This window comes from Dactylosporangium sp. NPDC049140, from assembly GCF_040648435.1.
In genome coordinates this window covers 1-6,198 of sequence record NZ_JBEZDS010000123.1, presented here as the reverse complement: position 1 = coordinate 6,198, position 6,198 = coordinate 1, and the positions used below count along the sequence as shown (strand labels likewise).

General features: G+C 68.4%; 5 protein-coding genes and 1 pseudogene. 5 read left to right on the top strand and 1 reads right to left on the bottom strand.

Annotation, left to right across the window (positions count from 1 at the left end):
- Positions 1–202: 202 nt before the first annotated feature.
- The 5 genes and pseudogenes from AB0B76_RS58525 to AB0B76_RS58505 form a co-directional block, all read left to right on the top strand.
- Positions 203–409, top strand: a pseudogene (locus tag AB0B76_RS58525) (RCC1 domain-containing protein); the annotation flags it as partial.
- A 64-nt stretch (positions 410–473) separates the two neighbouring features.
- Positions 474–833 carry a hypothetical protein gene (locus AB0B76_RS58520; RefSeq protein ID WP_360395012.1) on the top strand — a complete coding sequence of 120 codons (360 nt, stop codon included), beginning with the start codon at positions 474–476 and terminating at the stop codon, positions 831–833.
- A 302-nt stretch (positions 834–1,135) separates the two neighbouring features.
- A complete protein-coding gene (locus tag AB0B76_RS58515) occupies positions 1,136–4,366 on the top strand; it encodes a PxKF domain-containing protein (protein ID WP_360395009.1) in 3,231 nt (1,076 codons plus the stop codon).
- Positions 4,367–4,594: 228 nt separating this feature from the next.
- Positions 4,595–4,954: a hypothetical protein gene (locus AB0B76_RS58510; protein ID WP_360395006.1), complete on the top strand. Its 360-nt coding sequence runs from the start codon at positions 4,595–4,597 to the stop codon at positions 4,952–4,954.
- Between the two features lie 120 nt (positions 4,955–5,074).
- Positions 5,075–5,668: an MBL fold metallo-hydrolase gene (locus AB0B76_RS58505; RefSeq protein WP_360395003.1), complete on the top strand. Its 594-nt coding sequence runs from the start codon at positions 5,075–5,077 to the stop codon at positions 5,666–5,668.
- 248 nt (positions 5,669–5,916) lie between these two features.
- Here the strand turns inward: AB0B76_RS58505 and AB0B76_RS58500 are convergent, their stop codons facing one another.
- Positions 5,917–6,090 carry a hypothetical protein gene (locus tag AB0B76_RS58500; protein WP_360395000.1) on the bottom strand — a complete coding sequence of 58 codons (174 nt, stop codon included), beginning with the start codon at positions 6,088–6,090 and terminating at the stop codon, positions 5,917–5,919.
- Between the last annotated feature and the right edge of the window lie 108 nt (positions 6,091–6,198).

Sequence of the window (6,198 nt, the reverse complement as noted above, 5' to 3'; positions counted from 1 at the left end):
AGCACTTCGGACAAGCCACTTCCCGGACCCGCTAGAGCCCACTCTAGAACACCGGCCCAGGCCGTCTCTTGACACAGAGGGGTGCCATGAGCGTGCACCGCTGTTGCGTGGGCCACCCAATCGGCGTCGCGGTCGTCCAGACCGGTCGTCGTCGGTGGCCGTTCGTCGCCACCCGTAGCCACCCACGACTCCCGATACGAGGATGGATCGTCCTCGGCAGGTGCCGGTCCGGGAGGTTGCAGGTGGCAGCAACGTCTGCGCACGCCGCTGGGCGCGTGATCACCTGGGCGAACCGGGGCACCCGCAGGCCAACCTGCCGGCGACACTCGCCGACGCCGTTGCCATCGCCGCCGGCAACGTCCACAGCCTGGCGCTGCACCCCGATGGCCGCGTCTCGGCCTGGGGAGGCCACAGCTCCGGCCCGTCGAGCGTGCCCGCCGACCTCGCCGACGTCATCGCCCATCTCCACCGACATGGGGCACAACCTGGCGCTGCACGCCAACGGCCAGGTCACCGGCTGGGGCGGCCAGCACCCGGGCCCGGGGGCGGATGTGCCCGACGGGCTCGCCAAGGTCACCGCCATCGCCGCCGGCGGCGGATACAGCCTGGCCCTGCAGCGCAACGGCCGCATCACCGCCTGGGTGCACAGCCGCACATTCCGATATGTTCCGGCGCCCACCACGAAGGGTGACGATCTTCAGCCGCTCACCGCGCGAGACCTGCGGCAGATCCGTGCACGTGATCGTGCCCGGCTGGCCGTCGGCTCGGCCGCAATGGCGAGCTGCTCTTTACGGCGCCGTTGCATCGAGAAAGGCGACGAGGTTGGTGCGTGACGTGGGGCCGAGGATTTCGCCAATGATGTCGCTGAAGCTGGTGGTGCCGACTGTGATCGCCGCGCGACCGTAGCCGACCGGACGCGCCGGCCATCGCTCATTCGTGGTACCTCGATCGGCGGGCCGGCACAGCGATCAGCCATCACACCAGCCCCGTCGGCTCGCGTTCCGGCCGTCTCGGCCCTCGGATACCGGGTTCGCAGTTGCCTACCGTCGAGGCGACCCGGCCGGTGACGCAGTGGGATGAGGCAGCCATGACGGTGCGGACCAACGTGCTTCGATCGACCGCTCGCCTGTTGCTCATGACCCTCGTCGTCAGCCTCGGCCTCCTCGGCGGCACCGGCGCCGCGCTAGCCGCACCGGGCGTCACCCAGTTCCCCATTCCGACGCAGTTCGCGGACGCACGCGGGATCGTGGCGGGCCCCGACGGCGCGTTGTGGTTCACCGAGGGTCGGACCAACGCCATCGGCCGGGTCACTACGAGCGGCGCCTTCACCGAGTACCCGGTGCCCGACCTGGGCAGTCCAACGGTACCGAAGCTTTACGACATCACCGTCGGGTCGGACGGCGCGCTGTGGTTCACCGCACCCCACAACCGGTTCATCGGACGTATCACGACAGCCGGGTCGATAACGACATACCAGCCGCCCAACGGAGCGGGGGTCAACGGCATCGCCGCCGGCCCGGACGGCGCGCTCTGGTTCACCGGAGGCAACCAGATCGGCCGCATCACGACGACCGGCGACATCACGACGTACCCGTTGCCGGCGACGACGTTCGGCGGCATGATCACCACGGGTCCGGACGACGCGCTGTGGTTTACCGGAGGGGACAACAACGGTTCACTGATCGGCCGGATCACCACCGCTGGCGTCGTCAGCGTTTTCCGGTTCACTACGGACTTCGTGTCACCGAACGGCATCGTCGCCGGGTCCGACGGCGCGCTGTGGTTCACGACGATCAACGGCAACCAGGTCGGCCGGATCACCACCGCCGGCGTCGTGACGATGTACCCGTTGCCGCGGCCGGGTTCCGAGCCCTGGGACATCGACGCCGGGCGCGACGGTGCGCTGTGGTTCGTCGAGAACTCCGGCAACCGGATCGGGCGGATCACGACAGCCGGCGTCATCACGGAATATGCACTGTCTGCGTCGTCCGGCGGTTCAATGACCGGAACCTTGAACATTGCTACGGGACCGGATGGCGCCATGTGGTTCACGGCGTCTTCGAGCAACCACATCGGCCGGATCGAGGTCCCGACCGCCGGCACAGCGGCACCGACGGGCCTCGCGGTCGGCAATCCCGGCGCCGTGCCGGTCGAGCTCTCCTGGAACCGCGTCACCGGTGCGCAGTACTACGTCGTCTACCGCAACGGCGCAAAGATCAACGAGTCGTTCCCGCCGTCGTTCGTGGACCGTTCGGCGCACACCGGCGCCAACACGTACTTCGTCACGGCCATCGGCCCCGACGGCGAGAGTGGCGTCAGCAACACCGTCACCACCTCCGTACCGACCCAGCATCACGTCACCGGAACGCTGAGCGTCAACGGTCAGCCACTGCCCACGACGCCCTACTCGAACGCGTCGGTCGAGCTCATCGACGGCGGCGGCACCCCTCGCACGGGCACGAACGCCACCGGCGTCAGCGTGTACGACGTAAACGTCACAGGTATCTTCAACGGGTCCTACGGCGTGCGTCTGCAGTACAGCAACGGCGATCCGGCGCTGGACACCCGGGCCACCGGCCTGCCCACCCAATTCCTGCTCCGGGAGGTCGGACGGCCGATCCAGTACCTCGGCGACGACCACGTGGAGAACCTGGACTTCACGACGAGCCGCCTGGTGGTAACGGTCCGCGACCTGCAGGGCAACCCTGTCAGCTCGGCCGTCAATGTGTCCAACGTCGGTGATAGCACGATCGCCAACAACGTCGCGCCAGGCACGTTCACGGTCGTCGGCGGATATACGAACTCGGGCAGCCACACCGACGGCAGCGGCAGAACCTCATTCGCGCTGTTCCCGGGCGCGACCTACACCGTGTGTGCCAACGCCTGCCGCACGCTCGTCCTGACCGGCGACACCGAGATCACCCTCAGCCCCGCGACCGCGCCGGCAACCCCGACGGTCGCCTCGGTCACCCCGGGCGACCACAGTGCAACGATCACCTGGTTGAAGCCGGCCGACGGCGGGTCGCTGATCACCGGCTACACGGTGACCGCGACGCCCGGTGGACTGACGTGTTCGACGGACAGTGCCGATGCGCTGTCGTGCACGATCACCGGCCTGACGAACGGCGTGAACTACACGTTCGTCGTCACCGCCCGCAATGCGGTCGGCAGCAGCCCGTCTCCGCCTCCGCCGGGGCCGGGGGGTGGTGGCACCGGCGACGGCACCCCGATCGGCACCGTGACCCCCGGTACGCCGCCGGCGCCGGTCGGCGGGGTCGAGCCGGTCCGTGACCCGGACGACGGCACGAAGGTCACCCTGCACTGGCTCGCCGCCGCCTCCGACCTGCCGATCGTCGGGTACCGGGCCACCGCCACACCCGGCGGGCGGTTCTGCACCACCGACGGCGCCCTGACGTGCACGATCACCGGACTTACCCCTGGGCAGGACTACGCGTTCACCGTCGTGGCGATCAACGGCGCCGGCTCATCGGACCCCGGCGACCCGGTACCGCTGCCGGCCGACACAACACCCCCGACCGTGACGGCGTCGTACAGCCGGCCGGCCCTGCGGGTCGGTGACACCGACTGGTTCGACGGCCCGGTCACCGTCACCTGGAACGTCAGCGACAACGACGGCGGCTCCGGCGTACCGGCCGCGAACCGCCCTGGCCCGGCAGTGGTCACCGCGTCCGGATCGGTGTCCTCCGGTGCCGTGTGTGACGCCGCCGGCAACTGCACGACCACCACCGTCCGTGTCGGCATCGACGCCGACGGGCCTTCCGTCACGATCAACGGGGTGACCGACGGGACCAAGTATCAGCGCGGTACCACCGTCACGCCGACCTGCACGGCCTCCGACCAAGGGGCGGGGCTGGCGGGCGACTGCACCGTCACCGTCTCCGGCGGCAACGCCAACGGCGTCGGCACCTTCACCGCCACCGCCACGGCAACCGACCGCGTCGGACATACCACCATCAGAACGGTCACCTACAAGATCGTCTACCGGTGGGGCGGCTTCCTTCAGCCGATCGACGACCCGGCCCGCCAGGGCGGCACTGACCTGAGCATCTTCAAGGCCGGCTCGACCGTCCCGGTGAAGCTCACCCTCACCGACGCCGCCGGCAACGTCATCCAGCCGGTGAGCGCACCCGTCTGGCTCACCCCGGCCAAGGGATCCTCCACATCACTACCGATCGACGAGACGGTGTACGACCTGCCAGCCGACTCCGGGTCGGTCTTCCGATACACCGACGGGCAGTGGCAGTACAACTGGAAGACCGACAAACAACAGGCCGGCTTCTATTGGCGCATCGGCGTCCGCCTCGACGACGGCGAAACCTACTACGTCAACGTCGGACTTCGATAGAGTTGGCGTTGCCGGACGATCTGACGTCCGCGTCGAGTCCCACGTCCCACGTCAACGTCGGCTCGCTTGGCGCGTCCGGCGGGTTGGCAGCGAGCAGTTGAGCGCGGTCCTGACGGCGGCTCGCGCCCAGCCGCACGCAGGCCGCTAGTCGCGGCAGATCCGGAAGCGCGATCAAGCTGATGGGGCTGCCACTGGGCGTGTGATCATGTGCGGGCGGTTACGGAGCCCGTGCCGAGCTACGAAGACTTGGTCTCGTTGTTCGAGGGCGAGCCGATTCACAGCGATGCCGACGAGCCATGGCCGTACACATCGGCGACGTTCCGCACGACGCGGGCCGGATACGACATCGAGGTGGACGTCGAGCCGGGGTACCCAGTTGTACGCCTGCGCCTCCGTGCGACCTCCGGCTCCAAACTGCTCGATCTGGATCTTCAGGGCGTCCTTTCCGTCGGGGTCGAGCGCCTCCATGACCACTCACCACGGGAGCTGCTGCGTATCGATTTCCCGGACGATTCGCCGGCCTCAACGCTGTGGTTGCGGATGAAGCCTGACGTCGCCATCGTCTGGTCCTACAACTCCATGGGTTGAGCCGGGACGAGCGCCCGCAGCGGCAGATGCGGATGTCGTGTGGCAGCCGTCGCGGCAGGTGGGGCCGATCATCGATAGGGTCTGGTGCATGCGGCTCAGCGTTCTCGGTGCAGACGGTGCATGGCCGCAGGCGGGTGGGCATGCAGCGGATACCTCGTCGAACAGGGCGGGTTCCGACTCCTGCTCGACGCCGGCTATGCCATCGTCCCGCGATTGTTGGAGCGAGTCTCCGCGGCACAGGTCGACGCGGTGTTCATCAGCCATGGTCATCCCGACCACTGCGCGGATCTCAACCCGCTGCTGAGGGCTCGGGCCCTGGGCGGTCATTCGGCACCCTTGCCTGTGTACGCACTACCAGGCGCCCTCGACGCGGTGTTGGCGTTGGACCGTCCCGGGATGCTCGACACCGCTTACGTGTTCCATGAGATCGTCCCCGGCGTCTCGATGGAGATCGGCCCGTTCCGGGCTGAGACACGACTCCTGCCGCACTGGGTGCCGAACGCCGGAATCCGCCTGACCGCCGACGACCGGGTGCTCGCGTACACCGGCGATACCGGGCCGAGCCCACAGGTCGTGCACCTGGCGCGCGACGCGGACCTACTGCTGGCCGAGGCCACGTACGCAGACCGTGTCCCGGAGCCCTCGAGCCGGTATCTGTCCAGCGCGCGAATAGCGGGCCGGCTGCGCGAGCCGGTGTTGGCCACCTGCTCCTGACGCATCTCTGGCCGGGGACTGACCCGCAAGCTGCGGTGACGGCAGCTGCTGAGGCCTACGACAGAACCATCGACGTGGCCGTCAGCGACTTCGTCCTCGACCTCGCTTGAACACCCCACCACTGCTCGGACCCTACCCGCACACCGGAAACCAGGGCGTTCGTCGATGATCGCCATCGCTCGGATCGCGGCAAATGAGGACGGGCGTAGTAGGTGCCGGGCGTCGGCGGGGAGTCCTCTGTTGGGGCGCTACGTCAGACCCAGCTTGCCTGGGCACGTTACGGACCCAATCGCCGGTCCCTGGCTCGTCCCCTTGTCGTGTGCGGCCGCGATGCGCGAGATGGCCGCGTCGAAGTCTCGCCGTTCCTCGTCGCTCATCTCGCTGAGCTGGTAGGCGATCTCTTCCAGTGCGTTGGTGGCCATGTACCCGTGCGACGCCGGGAACCGGCGCATCAACCGGGTCCTGCACATCATGGCCATCGTCCAGCTCCGCAACGACACCGAAGGCCGCGCCTACTACCGCCGGAAACT